This window comes from Streptomyces sp. NPDC001351 (assembly GCF_042896045.1).
GTDB lineage: Bacteria > Actinomycetota > Actinomycetes > Streptomycetales > Streptomycetaceae > Streptomyces.
Window position 1 is genome coordinate 99,278 of sequence record NZ_JBIAWS010000022.1, and the last position, 18,132, is coordinate 117,409.

An 18,132-nucleotide genomic window follows, 5' to 3' on the forward strand; every position below is an offset into this window, starting at 1 on the left:
CGGGTTCTGTAGAGCGGGCCGGGGTGGGTGCCGAGGTAGCCGGTCCAGCCGTAACGGGTCCTTGACGGGCCGCAGCGAAGTAGAAGCCGTAGCCCCGCGTGGCCGGAACGTGAGCCAGGCTCGGCCGCAGCCCGCGCGTCACCCGCCGAGGCTAGGTACGTAACCGTGTACATGCCTGGGCAAGTTCGGGCGTACGCCGACAGCAGGCCTGAAAACCCGCTCGACGCCGCCGTTCGGGCGCTCTGTGACCCGGGTCGGTGAACACCGCCACGGAAACGGCAAGCGGGCGCGGGATACGCACCACCGTGGTCGAGGCGCTTTATCCCCGAAGATCCCTTCGGCCCGGCGGTAGGACAGCCCGACCCGACCGGGGAAGCCTGGAATCATCAGCGGGTCTGGGCAAGCTCAAGCTCTGAGGCGAACATCAGCGTGGCAGCCCTAAGAACTGCATTGGCACGGCGCAGGTCCCGGATTTCACGCTCCATCTCGCGCAGCCGATCGTCCCCTGGAACCTCGGCCGTGGGCTCGCGACGACTCGCCTCGGCCTTCTTGACCCAATGCCGCAGTACCTCAGGGTGAATCTTCATGAGGTCGCCGACAGTACCGACCACGCCAACACGGTCCGGGTCCTGTACGCGGATGTCGAGCACCATGCGCACCGCACGTTCCATGACCTCGGGCGGATACCTGCGCTGAGCGGGCACGTCGTTACCTCCAAGCCGTTCGGCACGGCCGGACTACTGCCACGGACTGCAGCCTACTGAGCTGTCTCCACGCGTTACTGGAAGAATTATGCACAACTGTTCATGGTGGCCAAAGAGGCGCGAGTGATCAAGTCGGTGGCGTGTCTCCGTCTCTGCCCGACCCTGTGCTCCACGCGTTCGGAATGCACCTCCGGCGCATTCGCGAGGATCGCGGCATGACCTTGGAGGAGCTGGCAGCCCATAGCGGCCTGAGCTTCCGCGGAGTGGTCTATATCGAGCACGGCCAGCGCAATCCAACCTTGATCAACCTTGCTGGCGGCCTGCACGTCCAACCTTCTCGTCTACTGGCCGTCTTCGATGTCGAGCAAGGGACATTCCCGGAGGCTGGTAGCCCGGCGCAAGATTGAGGCTAAAGAATCGGAAACTCGCGGCAGTAGCAGAGTGCCGGCGGCCCCAGGCATTGCAAAGGCCCCGGCCGTCTCGACCGGGGCCCGCGATGTGCTGTCCTGCTACTGGATACTGAGATCGTGCCCGCCCCACCGTGCTCTGCCTCAACCGATCGTCCCGGTGACACCGACACCGCTGCCGATCATGACCAGTGCCAACGCGATGGCGCCCACTACCACAAGGATGCTGATTGGTCGGGCCGTCCGGCGCTCCTCCTTGATGGCGTACCGGACGGTCCGCCACCACTCGTTCCCCCAGCTTCATGCTCCTCACCTCCTGTGCTTTGAAGCTCAGTTGAGCATCCCAGTAGCGAGGGACCAGACTTCCAAGTCCCTACGCTGTGCCCCAAGGTTGCACAGCGCGCTACAAGACGATTTTGAGGACAGGTTGGCGATCGACATCCCGAGCCACTGGCCGGCTGGACCAGTGCTCGACTACCTGACGTGACTGCACAAGCTCTACGAGGAAGCAGGCAAGCCGGGATCGCCGAAACTGGGCCGTGCCATCGGGTGCGCGCACACCACCGTCCTCAGTCTGCTCAAAGGGCCTCCGCCGGGCCGCCGCCCGCGCGGGCCTGACCGCCTCCACCGAACTGCTGCCCGACCTCCCACCCCGCTGGAGCGGACACAGCCTGCGCCGCGGCTTCGGCACCGCCGCCAAACAGGCCGGCAAAGACCTCATCGAGACCGGACGCCACGGCGGCTGGGGCGACGGCTCGAAGTCCCTGGCCGGGTACTTCGAGCAGGCCGGGATGTGGGACGAGACGAACCCGCTGTACGGCATCGACCTGTAAGAGCTCCTTTAATACTCCAGCCGGACTTCTGTATTTTTCCTGGTCAACGGCCTGGCGGCGGGGAGTGTAGCGAGGGTTGGGCATCGATGGGACGGTGTTGGGCCGGTCGTCCTGCGAACGTGTGCCCGCGCCGCATGTAATGACAACCCTCCGTCGTCGTTATCTAGGGTTGTCAACCTAATCTCCCATGTCAGAGCGTGGATCAGGCTTCTGGCACGTTAGGCACGTAGGTCCAGCGATGTCCGGAGACTTCGGGCGTTCGCTTCGCTCGGCCGGTGCCATCGGCGCCGACCCTGACGGAGCATGCCCCTCAGCCTCATGGGGTTACGGGACGGCTCTTTGGTAGGTGCCGCTCGGGGCGATTCTCAAAACCCCTGCTGCGCAAGCCGTCGCCTTGTCAGGATGTGCGCATGGACACTTCACCCGCTCTGCCGGATCCTCTCCGCGCGATCATCTTCGACGCTAACGCGCTCGGCAAAGGACTCCCTCATCTAGGGAAGGTGCGGCGGATCGCGGCCCTGGCAGGAGACGCAGGAGTCGAGACATGGGTTCCGGAGCTCGTGGCCCTGGAGTGGGCGGAGCACCTCGTCCGCGAGGTCGAAACATTCCGCGTCGCAGCGAAGTCCGCAGTGAAGTTGATGTCTGCGGCAGGCATCAAGGTGCAGCCCCCAGTACTCCCTTCGGACGGTCAGGGTGTCGCCGAGGACTTTCTCAGGGAGCTGAAAGCCGTGCCGGGCGTCACGATCGTGGAGCTAAGCGGAGACGCGGCACGCGCTGGGCTGAGGGACCAGATCATGCAGACTGGGCCCGGCCGGAAAAAGCAGGGAGTCAAGACCGGGGGTTCCGACTCCGCCTGGCTGCGGGACGTCCTAGTAAAGGCTGGTGGCTCGTTCGACGAAGTCGCCCTGCTCAGCCAGGACGGCGATGTACAGGTCGCCTGCAAGGCTCTCCGAGTGGCTCCTCCCCAGATGATGAACTGGAAGGACTTCAACCAGGCGCTGTTCAGGCTGGTGCAGAGCCCGCAGGTACTGGAGCGCAGGATCACCCACTACTTCTCCTCGCTGGTGGGCGACTCAAACGGGACTCATCACGACTGGGCCGAACCGGAGATGGATCTCGGCGGCTTCGAGGCCGATGAGGCGCTCCTGCTGGCCGGCAGCCACCAACACCAGCCCGAACTGAATGACGTCACCCTGCGCCAGGTGTATGAGGTGCTCGATGTGTCGGACATCCGCATGGAGTACGCGAGGACGGGCGAGGAAGCCGGCGATGACCCTCGAAACGCCACGCTGGAGGCGACCGTTGCGTTCCGTGCCGACCTAAACGTCTCTACCTATGAACTCACAGTGGATGGCGGCGTCGAGATGGGCTGGCACCCCGTAGACGATGTACGCGTGACCAGTTCGCTCATCATCGAAGTCTCCGAAGGAGAAATCCGCTCTTACGAGCCGGTCGATAGCTCCCGCGTGACGCGTATGTGATCCGCGCGTATACGGCCGGGCACCCGTTCGAAGAAGGTCTCTAAAAGGGCGTTCACCACGCCGTGCTCGGCATCGCCCGCCTCAACAACCCTGTCCTGGCTAGGTGAGTCATTGCTCCGTACCCGATTGGCTGTCGTAGATCATTTACGGGAAAGTCCTTAGGGGACGAACCTTGGATTCTTGACCGTCCCGAGCCTCCTTCGGGGACGGTGCCGCATTGAGGGGCTCCTGCACTATTCAGGCCAGACGCGAGTACCGGTAATTACGTGAGCAGGGCGGCGAGTGCTGCGGTCACGGAGGCGGCGAGGGTGAGGACCGCGGCGAAGGTGATGGCGGCGCGAGTGAAGGCGGCGGGGTAGGTGGCACCGTCCATGCGGGCGAGCTTGCCCGCGCCGGCCGCGGCGAGCAACGCGACGACGATGACGAGTGCGGTGGTCAGCAGAACGACGGACACGACGGACTCCCTGTACATGGTGGGGTGTTGACGTGCTCGAAGGTCGCGGAAACGGTGTGCGCCGTGGTTCGCCCGGACGAAGATGAACACCGGCGAACACACCACGGCCCCGGGGGCGAGCACGTGCACGACGAACAGAGCGGTCACACTCCGGACTCGGCTCTGCGGGAACTACGCAGGAGACTGGCTGACGGCTTGGCCCAGGGCAGGCTGAACAAGACACAGCTCGTCCAGCGCACCGGGCTGGGGCGTACCTCCGTGTCGAATGCGTTCTCGCTCCGAATGCCTGGGCCGTCGCCGGAGACGGTGGTGGCGCTGGCCCGCGAACTGAAGCTGCCGGTGCAGGAGCTGCTGGCGTTGCAGCGGGTCGCGGCCGGGAAGTTGGACGCGGCCGCAGCGGGCAGGTCGGCCCCGGGCAGGCCGATCGGTGAGTGGGAGCCCCATGCCCTGGAGGTCCACCCGGCCGGGCCCGGCTCCGGGTCGCCCGGGCGGCGGGTGCTGCCCGGATACGTGCCCCGGCCGCATGACGAGGTGCTGGCCGATGCGGTGCGTGTTGCCGCGGGCGGCTTCAGCCGGATCGTGGTGCTGGTGGGCACCTCGTCGACGGGGAAGACACGGGCGTGCTGGGAAGCCGTCCAGCCGCTGGCGGCCGAGGGGTGGCGGTTGTGGCATCCCTTCGCCCCGACCCGGGCCGAGGCCGCGCTGGAGAAGCTGGCCCGGGTCGGGCCGCGCACAGTTGTGTGGCTGAACGAGGCCCAGCACTACCTCGGCGACCAAACAGTTGGTGAGCGGATCGCGGCGGACGTGCACGATCTGCTGGTCAGCCCGGAACGTGGGCCCGTTCTCGTGCTGGGCACGCTTTGGCCCGACTACCTCAAGCAGTACACGGCCCTGCCCGTGCCGGGTGAGGTAGACCTGCACAGCCGGGTCCGGGAACTGCTCTCTGGCTGCACCGTGAAGGTCCCTGACGAGTTCGATGCCGAGGCGCTGGCCAGCGGGGCCGCCCTTGCCAGGGGCGGCGATGCGCTGCTGGGCGACGCACTGAGACGTACCCGCGCCGATGGGCGCGTCACCCAGGACCTGGCCGGCGCCCCCGAACTCCTGCGCCGCTACGAGCACGCCAGCCCGGCCGCCAGAGCACTACTTCAGGCGGCGATGGACGCACGCCGCCTCGGCGTCGGTCTCCACCTTCCCCAGGCCTTCCTCACCTCCGCCACCCCCGAGTACCTCAGCCAGGCGGACTACAACGACCTCACCGACGACTGGGCGGAACGGGCCTACGCCGAGCTCGCCGAACCCGTCCACGGCAAACAAGCCCCGCTGCGCTGCACCATCCCCCGGCCCCTGCTCCGCCCGCCCACCCTCTCCAGCACCATGCCCGCATCGAAACAGCCTCTGGCGGCACCGGTGTTCCGGCTCGCCGACTACCTGGAACAGCACGGCCGCACCACACGCAACCACTGCTGCCCGCCCGCCTCCTTCTGGCACGCCGCGCAAAGCTTCCTCACCCACCCCGATGACCTGTACAACCTGGCCACGGCAGCCGAAGCCCGGAACCGCCTGCAAATCGCCCACCACCTCGACCACCGCGCCGCCGACCACGGCAGCAGCGCTGCCCTGGTCCGACTGGCCCTGCTGCGAAAGAGCACCGGGGACCGGGAGGGCGCCGCGGCACTCCTCCAACACGCCGCCGATCGCGGCAGCACCGAAGCCCTGGCCCGCCTGGCCGGGATGCGGCAGGAGGCCGGGGACCAGGAAGCCGTCGACACCCTGTCCGAGCAGGCCGCCGACCGCCGGGACACGGACGCCCTGGAGCACCTGGCCGGGCTGCTGGACGAGGCCGGGGACCGAGAGAGGGCCGAGGCCCTTTACCAGCGGGCGGCCCAGCACGGCAGCATCACCGCCCTGAGACGCCTGGCCATGATGCAGGAAGCGGCGGGACACCGGAAAGCCGCCGAGGAACTGGCCCGGGAGGCTGCCGAGCACGGCAGCACCGACGCGCTGGTCAGCCTGGCCGTGGAGCGGGAGAAAGCCGGCGAACGCGAAGCCGCCGAGGCCCTTCACCAGCAAGCGGCCGAGCACGGCAGCACCATGGCCATGACCCGCTTGGCCATGATGCGGGAGGCGGCGAAGGACCGGAAGACAGCCGAAGCCCTGGCCGGACAGGCCGCCGACCAGGGCAGCGCCATGGCCCTGATCAAGCTGGCCATGATGCGAGAGGCGGCGGGGGACCGGAAAGCAGCCGAAGCCCTGGCTGGACGGGCCGCCGAGCACGGCGCCGCCGTCGCTCTGGTCAGCCTGGCCAGCATGAGGGAGAAGGCCGGGGAGCCGGAGTCCGCCGAAGCCCTTCTCCAGCGGGCGGCCAGGCACGGCAACACCATGGCCCTGACCCGCCTGGCTGACCTGCGAGAGGCGACAGGGGACGCTAAGGGCACCGACGATCTTCTCCAGCAGGCGGCGGACCACGGCGACTCCGACGCCCTGGTCCGCCTGGCCGGAATGCGGGAGAGGACCGGGAACCGGGCAGGTGCCGATGCCCTGGCCCGGCAGGCCGCCGGCAACGCCCACGCTCTGGCCCGCCTGGCCATGATCCGGGAGGCGGCGGGACACCGGAAACCCGCCGAGGAACTGGCCCGGCAGGCCGCTCAGCACGGCAACATCCAGGCCCTGATCGACCTGGCCGAAAAGCGGGACGCAGCGGGAGACCACCAGGCTGCCGTGGCCTTGGCCCAGAAGGCCGCCGACCACGGCACCGGGACCCAGCACCGTCTGCCCGTACATCGGGGGATCTTCAGCAAACTGTGGCCGTACGGCCTGGACCCGGACGGCACGCCGACGCCTGCATGGCATCGATCCATGTGCTGCGGGCAGGAAGGACTGAGACCCAGCTAAAGTCGAGTGAAGGACGGTGCCGACCTTGGACACAAACAGTGTCCGGTCGTCCTGGTGCTCGTCGGAGTGGCCGTGTCACCGCGTGCAGTACTGACACCCCTCGGAGGGGACGGCGTACATCGACTGGCACCGGTTCTCTCCCTGGTGGCGCTCGCGCAGCTCGTCTGCGTAGATCGTGGTCGGCTCCACGGTCCAGTGCGTAGCTTCCAGAGCGGCAACCTGGAAGCGCACCGCCTCCACGGCGAACTGCCCTGCTTACCCGGCACAACCTCGCCCACTGGCGGGGGTGGGAATGAGGCATGGGGCAGAGCGGTCGAGTGACTGTACCCGGCGTTGGGAAAGAGATCCCCGACGTTGATGATCAGCTCCCGGCAATGCGTGACTTCCGCCCGATGCGGCAGACGTGGCTGCCCAGTTCGGTTCAAGCCCGGCGACATGCTGTCAGGCGTTCGTGCGGTGATCCCCCGTCATGGGGAGATACAGGTGGGGGACAGCAACCGTCGGAGCGCTCCTGACGGTGACCATGGCGGCAACGAGCGGCTGCGGCGGCGACACGAAAGCCTCGACCGCCGACAGCAAGCCTGCCGCCGTGGCGCCCAGCTTCAGTAAGGCGGCTGCGGCTTTCCAGGACGAGGCCGCGAACGCGTACCTGGACGACGAGTGCACGGAGGAGGCTGGGACGTGCTGGGACAAGATGAAGCACATCGTGGCCTCGGCCCGGGTCCTGCGTAAGGCCATGAACGGCGAGAAGAGCGTGGGCCCCGAGTTCTGGACCGACGCCTACGCTCTGATCGACAAGATGGAGAAAGGCCTCGAGCCCGGCGAAGACCTGGGCGTGAACGAGATGACGTCCAACCGGCCGGCGGTCTTCGGCTCCGCTCACGATCTGGCCGCCTGGCTCGACGAGCACCCGATCAAGTAGCACCCGACTCCGCTTCACACAGGGGCCCCGCACGCGCCGTGCGGGGCCCCTGTGGCGTTCTCAGACAGGCTCGGCTGACCTCTCGTAGTTTGCAAGGAGGAAGGATCTTCCCGGGCTTCGGGGGAAGGCAGGTAACGGCAGCCCGCATGTTGACGTCGCCGACACGCGACCGCGGCTTGAGTGACTGGAGGAGATGTCGAACACCGCGCCCGGCTGCGCTGGTGATCCCGTACAACTGGATCGCGCTCTGATGCATTGTCAGTGGCGCCCGCCACACTGGCCTTCTCAACGATGTAGCAGGGGGGCCGATGGCGTTCCGGGCCGTGCACGCGCAGTAGGGGACGGTCTTCGCGCACTTACCCGATCTCGGGTGCGGGCGGTCGTGGGAGGCAGTGTGGAGAGTCCGGCCGCCCGCGCCGATCACGTGCGACGAGTGCCGGCACCCGATGCACGCCAAGCGGTCCCCCAGCGGCCTGCGGTTCTTCGCCCACGCCCCGGGGGCCCCGGAATGCGCGCTCGCCGGGGAGACGTTGGCGCACCACCTGCTGAAGCTAGAGCTGGCAGCCGCCGCCCGAGAAGCCGGAGCGCATGCGGAGTTAGAGGTCCGTGGTCCGGAGGGCGCGTGGCGGGCCGATGTGCTGGCGAGCGATCCAGCCGGAGTCTGGCGGATGGCTCTGGAAGCACAGCTCTCGCCCATCACGGCGGACGACATCGGGACCCGTACGGAGCGGATGCAGGCTGGTGGCGTGTCCTCGGTGTGGTTCAGCGACCGGTACCGGCCGCCGTGGTTCGGACAGGTGCCCTCGGTGCGGGTGAAGGCCGTCGACGGTGGCGGTCTGGTCGTGGTGGAGGGCCTGGCTAAGTTCTCCGGTGGGCAGTGGGAAGAGGGCCCTCAAGTGCCGCTCGCAGAGTTCCTGCGGTGGGTGTTCACCGGCCGGGTGGTACCGCACCGGCGGCGGGGCCCCGTACGCAGCCCCCTTGCGGCTCGGCTTTCGGTCTGGACGCCCCCGCAATACGCCCAGCAAGAGGCCGCCCATCTGGAGAAGGAGGAACGCCGGAAGCGTCTGGAACAGGAGGAGAAGCGCCGTCTCCTGGACGAGGAGCGGGTCCGGTGGGAGTTCCTCCAGGAGCACCGGCGTCGGGAGGCCAGCGAGAGGGCTGCGGCGCAAGGCGATCATGCGGCGGCCATCCACGCGCTGCGCGAACGGCAAGCCCGCCTGGAGAAGCCGGCCTTTGAGTTCATCCGTCGGGAAACCGGCGTCCACCCCTTCGTAGAAGACGGTGGCGCTGCCGAGTTCGCCATGGGCGTGCCGGTGTACGTGGGGATGACCCTGTACGGCGTCATCTGCCCCGTCGCCAGTCGGGTCGCTGCCATCCGGAACCGCCTCGCGGCACTGGTGGTGTTCGTTGCCTCCGAGAAGGAGCGGCGGCGCATCGCCGCGCGCGCATGCCCGGGACAGCGCATTGAGGTTCTGAACTGCGGTCCGGCTGCCGTACCGCCTCCCCGGCAGCCGACAGGGCAAGACCCCCTCCCGCTCCCCGATGGCGAGGACGCATCTGGCCCGGAGGCTGATCGCTACTCCCGACGCGATCGGATGAACCCGTGAGGCGTGTGACCCAGATACGGATCAAAAGGGCAATGAGTTGATCTCGAAGCCCGACGGACATCCCGCCTCACTCGATGCCGTCGGCTTCCTCGGAGAGGATGCGGTGGATCAGCCTCGGGGACCGTCAGCGCGCCAGTCTGAGGCGTGCCGTCTCTGCGGCATAGGACGCGGCTTCGATCAGCCCAAGTTCGCCGGCGAGTGTTCCCACGAAGGCATCGACCGCCTCGATCGCGCGGCCCTCCATGGTGTCGGGCTCTGCGAAGTACGCCGCGAACTCTCCGTCGCCGATGGTCGCCATGGCGGGCCGACGGGCCTGATAGTTGGCCCACATCGGTCTGTAGACGGCGCGCACTCGGTCGAGCTCGGTTTCGTCGATCTCCTCGTGCCGGAGGCGGCGGATTGTTTGCTGGCGCGCCTTCCACATGGCGATGTGGTGCTGGACGGAGACCGGCCCGAACGGGCCGGGAAGGGCTCGCTCGATCCTAGGCATGCCCGGCTGGACTGGCCAGGGCGAGTACAACTCCGTAAGAACCGCGGTCAGTCTGTCGATGTCGATCCGCCCGGTCCGCTCGCCCTCCTCGAGGACGAGATGGGCGGCGCGCCGTTGCTTGAGGGTGGCTGAGGGGTGGGCAAGTTGCTCAACGATGGCGCGGACGTTCTGGCTTCGGCGGACGGCGGTCGTCTGGCCGGTGGCGCGCGCATGGGTACGCCAGGCTCGTCGCGCCTGCGGGGTGAGCACGATCGTGTCGTCGATCAGCCACAGGCACAGCACGATGCGGATCAGGGAGCGTTGCGGGATGCGCCCCAGCGGGGAGCGCTCTCGAGCCTCGAGAAGTCTGGTGAACAATTCGCGTTGCTCGGGCGGGAAGATCCGCGGATCGCTGCCGTACGCGCTGGTCTTGCGCGGCTCGGGGTTGGCGAGCATGCCGTCCTCGACCCAGGAGGTCACCATCCGGGGGCTGGCTTTGGCGCCCAGCGCGAGCGCGTCGGCTACCAGATCGGCCGAAGTTCCCTCGACCCACGTGGTGGCCCGATTCCCGTTCATGGCGCGGAACTTACATCGAGATTCGAGCCCCGGAAGCTGCATTCAGCGCACGTCAGCCATAAGGCTTGGGGCCAGCAGAAACTGCGCCCCGCACCGTATCCCTGCCAGGAACGGGCGGTGCGGGGGCAGCCGACTCATCCCCTGAACGGAGACCGTCATGTCCCACCGTACGCACCGCCCCGCCCCGAAGCGGCGACGCGCCCGACACCGTCTTGTCCAGGGTTTTGGGCAAGCAGCGTTCTACGCCGCTTCCGCCACGTTGGCCGGCGGGCTGGTCCGCGAGCTCCTCCACCTGGTCCACATGTCCCTCTCCTCGTGCTGACCTGAGCATTAGGGAGATGCCGCGTTTGGGCCTGCCGGGCGCGGCATCTCCGCGGCGCCCGGCTACAGGAAGAGGTCTACAGCTTCGCGGCGAGGAGACCGCCGTTCAGCGGGGTGTCGGGGTGCAGCACGCGGATAAGGCGCGGAGTGCGTAGCCCCGGCCTCTTCTTGCCCCATTGACCCGTATCTGGGCTAGACCCCCTCATCGCAAGCGTCGGTCGATTGCTGAGCGGATCTTGGGCACGGCCTGCTCATTGAAGCCCTCGCGACGAAGCACGAAGCGATGGAGTTTCGGCATGGTCCCCTCGTTGTACCCGGTGACAAGGTAGCCATCGAAGTCCCGGTTAGGGTCCTCTTCCACATCCACAAGGCCGAACCGGTTTAGCATCCGGTGTGCCTCGTATGCGTCCTTGCCGAGGCCAAACTGTCGGAGCCGGATGTCGCTGGCGACAAACACAGGCTGGGCACCGAACCGGAAGTGGAGCCACGCCAGCATCAGCAAGAAGTTGATCTCGGTGTCCTCTAGCAGGTGGATCCATCCGTTGTGGAACAGTCCTGCTGGCAGCGACGGGGTCCGCTCCTCCGCCGGCACCATGTAGCGGTCGGGATTGCTGCCGCCTCCGTATGGGGCGCCATGCTCATGGAGGAGCTGGAACCCTTCGTACTTACCCCGGCTCTTGTTTCCGTTGGGCAAGTGAACGAGTTGGAACGCGTCTCCGGACAGGCGGTCCATGGCGCTATGTAGCTGCCGCACCTTCTTATCGCGAACGGTGACGTAGTTCCTGTCGCCCTTCCGGCTCAGCTCTGACGGAGTGGCGAACAGGTCGACCCAACTCACGGTATCGATGTCGTTCACGGGCAGGGAGTTGCTCGGGTAGGTGCCGGGATTTCGTGACTGGGCCACGAACAGGGCAGTGAGGTAGACCCTGAGGGCGATCCCGCGAGGGGAAGGCAGGCGCGTCGCTGGCGGCCGGTCCTGCGGCGCTGGAAGGCGCCTGTCCGAGGGATCTCCGGGGAGCTCGGCTGGCTCGGCGCGGAACATGAACTCGGACCGGACTCGCAGCTGTCTTCCGGTCTCGACCTCGGCGAACTTCGCGCACGCCTTGTCGACCTCGGCCTCGCTCTTCTCAAGCTTCACGCGACGGGCTTCGTAGCGCTTGCGCTCGCTCGCGGAGAGGGGCTGAAGGTCGGAGAAAAAGATCATGGAACAATCTTCCCCTTCTTGGCCTGAACGTCTTGATCCGCCAGTGATCAATGTAATTAGTCGAAGCCGTCACTGGCGGATCAAGACGCGTTCCCAGTGTACTCGCGCCCCCTGGCTACCCGAAGGCATGCTCGGCCTCAGTAAGAAACGCAGGCGCGGTTGGCCGCAGGAATGCGGATGGCCCCCGGGGATCAGCCGGGGGCCACTCATCCGGTGCCTCACCCCTCAGCAGGCAAGCAAGAAGGAGATCCACCTTTGCCGAGCGTACGCAACTCTCGCAATTCGCACGAGCCCGAGCAGCAGCCAGAGCGGCTGCCGCTTCGATGGGCAGTGATCATCGCGGTCGCAGCGGTGGCGGCCGTCGCCGTCGCGACCGCGGGGGGCCTCCCGGCAGCAATCGGGACCTTCCTCGCAGTAGCCGGAGGGATGCATGTGATCGTGGACTAGACACCCGCAGGCCCGGGGCGGCCGGAAGCTGTCGAGCTCCGGCCACCCGGCCCACCCAAGACCTTCCGTGCGGGCCGCGGTCAGAGCGGCGGCTATGGTTGAGGGCTTCAGAAGCTGTATCTGAGCCTTGCATGACACATCGAGTAGCACTTCAGTGCAGGTCGGGAGCTTGAAGAGCCGTATCGTCCAGGCCGAAAGTAGTTGGTCGCAAGCTGGTGCAGGAGCCAGAGGATGAGCGGCGGGCATCTCCTAAGCGATCAAGCTTGAGGAGACTGCACAGTGCGGATCTACATCAGTGTGGATATGGAAGGCATCACCGGGCTCGTAGACTCGGAGGATGTCCAGCCCGGCTGCCGGGACTACGAGCGTGGACGGCTGATGATGGCGGAGGACGTCAACGCCGCCGTGCGCGGTGCCGTCGCAGCCGGTGCCACAGAGATCACCGTCAACGACGCGCATGGCCCGATGCGCAACATCCTGCCCGAGTCGTTGCACCCGGCGGCCCGCCTCATCCGCGGCAAGCCCAAGCAGATGCTGATGCTCGAAGGCCTCACCCCCGAGCACGATGCCGTGATCTGCGTCGGCTACCACTCGCGGGCCGGCGCGCTCGGCGTACTGAGTCACAGCTTCATGGGGCACGAGATCGAAGACATGTGGCTGGACGGCCGGCCCGTGGGCGAGATCGGCCTGGCCCACGCCACCGCAGGCGTCATCGGCGTTCCGGTGGCGGTCCTCACCGGTGACGACTGCGCATGCACAGAGATGACGGAATGGGACGCCTCGGTGACGACCGTGGCCGTGAAGTACGCGCGGGACCGGTTCGCGGCAGATCTACGGCCAGCGGACGAAGCACGTGCGGAAATCGAGAAAGCGGTCGCTGCCAGCCTCTCCGCAGTGCCGAAGGCGTCAGAAGTCCCTGCGGACCTGTCCGTCCTCACAGTCCGCTGGCAGTCGGCTTCCGTCGCCTCGACGCTCCTGGGCATTCCAGGGGTCACCTTGGCAGACACGCGGACCGTCCAGGCGCAGGGCACCAGATGCGTTCGTATGGGGGTGCGAATCCGTCCGCGAAGGACGACTTGTTCACGGTCAGCGAGGCCATCCGGATGTTCGCCGAAGACGTGGGACTGGCTTACACGACGGTCCGCAGTTACCGGTGGGTGTCATCGCGCTGGCCGAAGGAGCGCCGGCGGGCAGACGTCTCCCACACGATCCACAAGATCCTGGCCAGCATCCCCGATGAGCAGGAGCGTTACGAGGCGGTCACCAACCCCCCTGCCAACTCACGCGGCGGACAGGCCCGGCGGCAGCGGATTGCGCGTCCAGTGAGCCATCCTGCCGCCGCAGCTTCTTGAGCACGCTTTCCGCTTGGTGGCACTGCCCATCGGTCCTTCGCAGACCGGGCAGATGGTGGCGAGTGGATCCTCGTGGACGGGCTTGCCGACAGTTTGCAAGTTCGGCGGCCTAGGCAGTGGTTCGCCTCGCTGGCGGAACTGGAAGGCGACTCGACGGCAGTGCGATGAGCACATGTAGCGGCGCTGTCCGAGCCGGAACCTCATCGCTCGTCCGCAGACCCGGCAGGGGACTTTCGTCAACTCTGCCGGTGGGATGCGTCGGCGGTATCGCTTCTGTCGGCAGGATCTCGAGCAGGTGAGGGGCTTGACTCCGAAGCTCGCCATCGGCCGCATCGGGACGCCGCATTCCTCGCACTGGATCGTCTCCAGGATCTGCCGCAGTCCGCCGGGGTCGCGTCCAGCTGCCGCGGCGAGCCGGTTCCAGCTCGGAAGACCGCGGTGCATGGGGGGCTCGGCGAGGTATTTCCGCAGGTAGGCGGGCGGAAGACAGTTAGCTTGAGCGAGCCGGGTGATGAACGCGCGGGCTCCTTCGCCGCTTTTCGGCCGGACCTGGAACGGCAGCCGTGCGACGTGGCTGTGCCCGGTCGGCGAAGTCACCGGTCCGCGTCCGTGCGCTTGCGGCGGGAGGCGATGTCCAGATCGACGGCCAGCAGACCTGCTTTGTTGATCTTCTCGTTGCGGCCGAGGATGGCGTCGACGGCGGCTCCGCGAATCTGGTGGGAGAGCGTGCCGATCATGCCGCCGGTGCGGGTGTGGATGAAGCGGTCCAGGCGGGTCAGGGTGCCGCGCTGGTGCTCGTGCAGCACGAGGTTGGCCTCCATCTGAGCGACCAGGGCCTTCCACTCGGCGTTGTAGGGGAAGGGGTGGGTGGCCATGGGGGTGAAACGGGCGGCGATCTGGTCTCCCCGGGTGCCGGACAGCAGGCTGCCGTCCTCGATGTCGATGCCTGCGTAGGCGAAGGTCGCCGGGATGCGTTCGGAGAAGTACTTCAGCGTGTCCGATGCCTCCGCTCCATGACGGGTCATCAGGGAGATGTTGTGGATCTCGTCCACCAGGATCAGGCCGGTCCGGGCTCTGTTGCAGACGCCGACGACTGCCTCGGTGAGGTCGGTGATGTTCGAACTCCGCAGGACGGGCAGGCCCAGGAAGCGGGCGAACTCGGCGGCGATCATGCGGGGTGTCGCGGCCGGCGGGACGGTGATGTAGATGACCGGAATGCGGTCGTCCACTCCCGGGTGCCGACGGCGGTCCTGCAACTCGTGGGCCAGCCCGAGCTGGGTGAGAGCGATGGTCTTACCGGTGTTGGCAGGTCCGGAGATGATCAGGCCGCGGCGAGCGCTGATCGCCCCGCGGTTGAGAATGATCAGACGGCGCCCGCAGGTGACGGTTGAGCGGACCGTGGAGGTGGCGACCACCTGGAGGCGGGCATGATGATCGAGCCGGTCGTCGTCGTAGGCATCCCGGCTTTCTGCCTCTAGTGCGTCGTACTCGGCCTTCGTCAGCACGGCCATGGGCTGGCTCAGGCAGGCACCGACGAACTGGCGCCAACCGGGCAGAGTCGTCAGCTGCCGTCCGAAGTCCGTCTCCGGGCCGTCGGCAAGCAGCGCGGTCACGGTCGCCTCCAGGGGTCTTCGAGCGGGTCGAACAGTCCCAGCGGGATCACCTCGGCGAGATCGTCTTCCTCGACAGGCACTTCAACCTCGCGTTCCTGCGGCGGCTTTGGTGGCGGGGAGGAGATGGTGGGCGGGGCGGCCTTCGTGCGGGCGGCGACCTGTCGCTCGGCCTTGGCCGCCTTCGCTGACCTGGGATTTCTCTTCGCGGCCGGCCGGTCGGGGCCGGCATGCGCCCGGGTCAGCAGGTCGGCGACCGCCTGGGCGAGTTCTTCCTCGGTGGCCTTGGGCAGTTGATGTCTGACGTGGTCCCAGGCCAGATCGCCGAACGGGAACGGGGCTCGCTTCAGGTACTTCCAGGTCGCCTGGACCCAGCTGCCGTCGCCGCGATGGTCGCGTACCCAGACGTAGGAGACGTCGTAGGGGTCGCGGTGGACTTCCCAGAGCCCCCGCTTCGCGGTGACACCGGAGTCGCGAAGGCGCATCGGTCCCAGTTCGGAGCTGTCGTAGGTCCGGTTGTTGATCCGGACTCCATAAGGATTGACGGCTCGCCAGGCCGCAGGCAGCAGTTCCACGTAGTCCTGCCCGCTGAGCGCGACCGGAACGTAGCCGCATGCCTCGACCAGGGCGGCGTACTTCTGGTTCGGGGTGAACAGCCGTCCGGGATGGTGGGGGTCACGAAGGCCTTCGTGGGGGCGGTTCTGCCACTTGGCGACGACCCATTCGTCCAGCAGGTCCTGCAATTCGGGCAGCGACCACAGGTTCTCGCGCTCGGGGTGGCGTCCGCGGTGGTCGGTGTTGCGGCCGGTGTATCCCGTCAGGAACTGGGCAAACATCGTGGCCACCGAGCCCAGCATCTTCTCGATGTGCCCCTTCTGGAAGGGCGAGCCCTTCCAGGTGGGCTGGAAGTCGATCTCCAGGAACCGGCATGAGGACCGGAAATTGCGGGAGATGAACACCTTGCCGTGGTCGCAGACAATCGTCTCAGGGACGATGACCGGCTTGGCCGCCGCATGCTCGAGACGTTCGTCCAGCGACAGCAGCCTGCGGTGCGGCAGCACCGACCGGGACATCTTCAGGGCGTCGACCCAGCCCGGCCGCATCAGCTCGGGGGTGACCGTGCGGGCCAGCAGCAGGCTCGCGTCCACCGACTTCGTCGTCGGCCGCAGGACTGCCGCCGACAACGTCCTGGTCCCGACGTCGATCATGCCCGTCAGTTCGACCTTGCCGACCACCCCGTTGTCGAGACGGACCAGCACGTCCATCGGGGTGGAGTCCATCTGCATGACCTCGCCGGGAGCCGACACCGTCAGCTCTCCGAACGGGGCCGCCGCCCCGTGGGCCTTCGAACGGCGCGTGACCGCCGAACCGGTCGCGTGGGTGCCTTTCGTCAACTTCGCAAGCAGCCGGTAGAGCGTCCGCTCGGTCGGCAGCTCGACATGCTCATCGTCCGATTCCCGCAGGATCTCCCCGGTCCGCCAGATCAAGTAGGCCCCGTTGCGAGTCGAAGTGTCGACACCTTCCTTGATCGCCTTCCGCATAGCTTCGACGACCGGTTCGGGCACCGAGCCGAACTCTGTGCGCTTGCGGACCGGCCGGTGGTCGGCCAGCCCGACCAAGCCCTGTTCCTGGTAGCGGCGACGCCGGTTGCCGATCGTGTTGGCCGCAACATCGTGGCCGGCGGCCGTCAGCTCGGCTGCCTTGGTCCGCTGCCGTGACGTCACCGACGAGCCCGGCCCGTAGCCCGGCCGCGGACGCGAACCGGGCTCAGCGTCCGGAGGAAGCCCGTGGATGACCTCCAGGATGTGCCCCTCCCACCACAGAGCCTGTTTCACGACTTCGGGCGGGAACGCTTCCAGCAGTCCGACTGTCGGCAGCGGCATCCGCTCGGGCTGGAACAGGACTTCGAAATCCGCCGCTTCGAACAGGTCGATCAGGGCGACCACCCGGTGCTCAGCCTTCGCGTCCTCCACCACCGCAGCCTGGGCGGTGACCTCGAGAACCCCCCGGACCTGGCCCTCGAAGCGGATCTTGTGACCGACCGCCAACACCGGCGGCCGCCTCAGCAAGCTCAACGGCTTCCCTCCGTCCAGACCAGGCTGTCGGTCTGCATCAAGCCGCCCACCAGGTCTGTTTCTAAGGCGCCGGACCACAGCAGATGGAACAGCACCGGCAGGACCTGCAACCGGTCCCCGACCGAACCGGCGCCCTCCCACAGCCCTTTGGGCTCACGGAACACGCCAAGCAACCGATCGGCCACCGCTTGAGGCTGGCTGCAACGGGTGCGCCGGTAGCGGGCAAGCCAACGGATGTTTGCCATGAACACCGGATCGGGCCGCCCCAGCCAGTCGAACTCCCAGCCGACTGCCCGGCAAGCATGCTCGGTCGCGGTGAACGACTCCCGGGTGTCGTCGTCCAGGTCGTCCTCAGCACGGACATCGACGACACGGGCGCGTCCGTCGGCGAGCCGGACAAAGTAGTCGGGAGCGTGTCTGCGCTTTCGCACCCCGTCGTGCCAGTGCAGCCAGAAGGGCTGCGAGGCGATAGCCGTGACCTGCGGGTCCCGGTCCAGCAGGACCAGCCGGTCTCTCTCCAGCCACGACTCGTAGCCAACGTGATCTCGCACAGTCACCGAGTAGTACCAGCCTGCGAAGCCCCGGCCGTATTTGCGCCAGGAGAAACTGCGGACCGGCTCCACTGTCTCGAACCGCACATCCCAGCTCGTCTGCAACAGGCAGCGCTTACGAACCCCGTCGAGAGAGAAGTCCAGCTCAAAGGCTGTGAGCGCAGACTGATCGACTGCTCGGGCTAACGCCCCCACCGCATCCCCCGTCTACCTAATCCCCTAGCGGC

General features: G+C 67.2%; 14 protein-coding genes and 1 pseudogene. 8 read left to right on the top strand and 7 right to left on the bottom strand.

Annotation, left to right across the window (positions count from 1 at the left end; translation table 11 throughout):
* Positions 1-386: 386 nt before the first annotated feature.
* Positions 387-704, bottom strand: coding sequence for a transposase (locus tag ACFY1U_RS47130; RefSeq protein ID WP_390700257.1), 318 nt, complete (start codon positions 702-704; stop codon positions 387-389).
* Positions 705-886: 182 nt separating this feature from the next.
* Here ACFY1U_RS47130 and ACFY1U_RS47135 point away from each other — a divergent pair, with 182 nt between their 5' ends.
* From ACFY1U_RS47135 to ACFY1U_RS47145, 3 genes are all read left to right on the top strand, one after another.
* Entirely contained in the window at positions 887-1,111 is a 225-nt protein-coding gene (locus tag ACFY1U_RS47135; RefSeq protein ID WP_390700300.1) for a helix-turn-helix domain-containing protein, read from the top strand.
* Between the two features lie 539 nt (positions 1,112-1,650).
* Positions 1,651-1,944, top strand: a complete 294-nt coding sequence (locus tag ACFY1U_RS47140) for a hypothetical protein (protein WP_390700258.1) — start codon at positions 1,651-1,653, stop codon at positions 1,942-1,944.
* 410 nt (positions 1,945-2,354) lie between these two features.
* Positions 2,355-3,425 carry a hypothetical protein gene (locus ACFY1U_RS47145; protein ID WP_390700259.1) on the top strand — a complete coding sequence of 357 codons (1,071 nt, stop codon included), beginning with the start codon at positions 2,355-2,357 and terminating at the stop codon, positions 3,423-3,425.
* Between the two features lie 262 nt (positions 3,426-3,687).
* On the opposite strand, the gene ACFY1U_RS47150 is transcribed toward ACFY1U_RS47145, so the two are convergent.
* Positions 3,688-3,879: a hypothetical protein gene (locus ACFY1U_RS47150; RefSeq protein ID WP_380871452.1), complete on the bottom strand. Its 192-nt coding sequence runs from the start codon at positions 3,877-3,879 to the stop codon at positions 3,688-3,690.
* 195 nt (positions 3,880-4,074) lie between these two features.
* Here ACFY1U_RS47150 and ACFY1U_RS47155 point away from each other — a divergent pair, with 195 nt between their 5' ends.
* The 3 genes from ACFY1U_RS47155 to ACFY1U_RS47165 all read left to right on the top strand — a co-directional run bounded on the left by ACFY1U_RS47155 (position 4,075) and on the right by ACFY1U_RS47165 (position 9,300).
* Positions 4,075-6,771, top strand: coding sequence for a hypothetical protein (locus ACFY1U_RS47155; RefSeq protein ID WP_390700260.1), 2,697 nt, complete (start codon positions 4,075-4,077; stop codon positions 6,769-6,771).
* Between the two features lie 523 nt (positions 6,772-7,294).
* Positions 7,295-7,693: a hypothetical protein gene (locus ACFY1U_RS47160; protein WP_390700261.1), complete on the top strand. Its 399-nt coding sequence runs from the start codon at positions 7,295-7,297 to the stop codon at positions 7,691-7,693.
* A gap of 668 nt (positions 7,694-8,361) precedes the next feature.
* Positions 8,362-9,300: an RNA methyltransferase gene (locus ACFY1U_RS47165; protein WP_390700262.1), complete on the top strand. Its 939-nt coding sequence runs from the start codon at positions 8,362-8,364 to the stop codon at positions 9,298-9,300.
* Between the two features lie 124 nt (positions 9,301-9,424).
* Here ACFY1U_RS47165 and ACFY1U_RS47170 read toward each other — a convergent pair whose 3' ends face one another.
* Together ACFY1U_RS47170 and ACFY1U_RS47175 are read right to left on the bottom strand one after the other, a co-directional pair.
* Entirely contained in the window at positions 9,425-10,345 is a 921-nt protein-coding gene (locus ACFY1U_RS47170; protein ID WP_390700263.1) for a hypothetical protein, read from the bottom strand.
* 523 nt (positions 10,346-10,868) lie between these two features.
* Positions 10,869-11,870, bottom strand: coding sequence for a hypothetical protein (locus tag ACFY1U_RS47175; protein ID WP_390700264.1), 1,002 nt, complete (start codon positions 11,868-11,870; stop codon positions 10,869-10,871).
* A gap of 726 nt (positions 11,871-12,596) precedes the next feature.
* Here ACFY1U_RS47175 and ACFY1U_RS47180 point away from each other — a divergent pair.
* Together ACFY1U_RS47180 and ACFY1U_RS47185 are read left to right on the top strand one after the other, a co-directional pair.
* Positions 12,597-13,349 (top strand): annotated as a pseudogene (locus ACFY1U_RS47180) (M55 family metallopeptidase); the annotation flags it as partial.
* Positions 13,350-13,420: 71 nt separating this feature from the next.
* On the top strand, positions 13,421-13,669 hold the full coding sequence (locus tag ACFY1U_RS47185) for a DUF6192 family protein (protein WP_390700265.1): 249 nt from the start codon (positions 13,421-13,423) through the stop codon (positions 13,667-13,669).
* Between the two features lie 593 nt (positions 13,670-14,262).
* Here ACFY1U_RS47185 and ACFY1U_RS47190 read toward each other — a convergent pair.
* Genes ACFY1U_RS47190 through ACFY1U_RS47200 form a run of 3 tightly spaced genes read right to left on the bottom strand, consistent with a single transcriptional unit; the run spans position 14,263 to position 18,013 of the window.
* Positions 14,263-15,282 (bottom strand): TniB family NTP-binding protein, encoded by a 1,020-nt coding sequence (locus ACFY1U_RS47190; protein WP_390700266.1) that lies wholly within the window; start codon positions 15,280-15,282, stop codon positions 14,263-14,265.
* Entirely contained in the window at positions 15,279-17,354 is a 2,076-nt protein-coding gene (locus tag ACFY1U_RS47195; RefSeq protein ID WP_390700267.1) for a Mu transposase C-terminal domain-containing protein, read from the bottom strand. The genes ACFY1U_RS47190 and ACFY1U_RS47195 overlap by 4 nt, the downstream gene beginning before the upstream one ends.
* Entirely contained in the window at positions 17,351-18,013 is a 663-nt protein-coding gene (locus tag ACFY1U_RS47200) for a TnsA-like heteromeric transposase endonuclease subunit (protein WP_390700301.1), read from the bottom strand. The genes ACFY1U_RS47195 and ACFY1U_RS47200 overlap by 4 nt, the downstream gene beginning before the upstream one ends.
* Positions 18,014-18,132: the final 119 nt, after the last annotated feature.

Bases quoted from the DNA above. Each gene is read 5' to 3' on its own strand.
- ACFY1U_RS47185 (WP_390700265.1), top strand. From the start codon at position 13,421: ATGTTCGCCGAAGACGTGGGACTGGCTTACACGACGGTCCGCAGTTAC.
- ACFY1U_RS47175 (WP_390700264.1), bottom strand. From the start codon at position 11,870: ATGATCTTTTTCTCCGACCTTCAGCCCCTCTCCGCGAGCGAGCGCAAG.
- ACFY1U_RS47145 (WP_390700259.1), top strand. From the start codon at position 2,355: ATGGACACTTCACCCGCTCTGCCGGATCCTCTCCGCGCGATCATCTTC.
- ACFY1U_RS47135 (WP_390700300.1), top strand. From the start codon at position 887: ATGCACCTCCGGCGCATTCGCGAGGATCGCGGCATGACCTTGGAGGAG.
- ACFY1U_RS47165 (WP_390700262.1), top strand. From the start codon at position 8,362: ATGGCTCTGGAAGCACAGCTCTCGCCCATCACGGCGGACGACATCGGG.
- ACFY1U_RS47170 (WP_390700263.1), bottom strand. From the start codon at position 10,345: ATGAACGGGAATCGGGCCACCACGTGGGTCGAGGGAACTTCGGCCGAT.
- ACFY1U_RS47160 (WP_390700261.1), top strand. From the start codon at position 7,295: ATGGCGGCAACGAGCGGCTGCGGCGGCGACACGAAAGCCTCGACCGCC.